Genomic DNA, 742 nt, shown 5'->3' with positions numbered 1-742 from the left:
GCAGCGAATTCCTAAGCCGTATGAAAGGCGTGAAACTTGAGTCTTGCGCAAGCACAGCAGACGCGATGCAAAAAGTCCAAGAGATGAATCGTGATGATGTGGCCGCAATTGGTAATGCTTCAAGTGGTAAGTTGTACGGCCTGCAAGCGATCCAAGGCAACATCGCAAACCAAACCGAAAACCACACACGCTTTATTGTCGTCGCGCGTAAACCAGTTGAAGTCTCAACACAAATTCCAGCCAAAACGACGTTGATTATGTCGACCTCCCAGGAAGCGGGCTCATTGGTTGAAACTCTACTGGTACTGCAACGCTACGGCATCAATATGACTAAGTTAGAATCGCGTCCAATCATGGGTAATCCGTGGGAAGAAATGTTCTACGTTGATCTAGAAGCGCACCTAGGCTCAACCGAAATGCAGCAAGCATTGCAAGAGCTAACAAAAATCACTAAACACTTGAAAGTACTGGGTTGTTATCCAAGCGAAAACATCAAACCAACGCAAGTGAAATTGAGCTAATAGACATCGATGAGTAAAAAGATCATGGCAACCCAAAAAGTCGTTATCGCCTCTCTAAACCCTGCAAAAATCAATGCGGTAAAGAGTGCATTTCAAAGCGCATTCCCTCAACAAGCTTTTGAGTTTGTCGGCATCAGCGTTCCGAGTGAAGTCGCCGATCAGCCGATGACTAACGAAGAGACCCATCGCGGCGCAGTCAATCGAGTTAAAAATGCCAAAGT

2 protein-coding genes are annotated in these 742 nt (G+C 46.1%); both read left to right on the top strand.

Annotated features, from left to right (window positions below):
- On the top strand, positions 1–521 hold a 521-nt coding region (locus R7Z77_RS25300; protein WP_318137038.1), incomplete at its 5' end, for a prephenate dehydratase domain-containing protein.
- A gap of 24 nt (positions 522–545) precedes the next feature.
- Positions 546–742: DUF84 family protein (locus R7Z77_RS25295; protein ID WP_318137037.1), on the top strand; the 197-nt coding region annotated here is incomplete at its 3' end.

The organism is Vibrio sp. 1401, from assembly GCF_033340295.1.
This window is presented reverse-complemented; position numbering and strand designations above follow the sequence as displayed.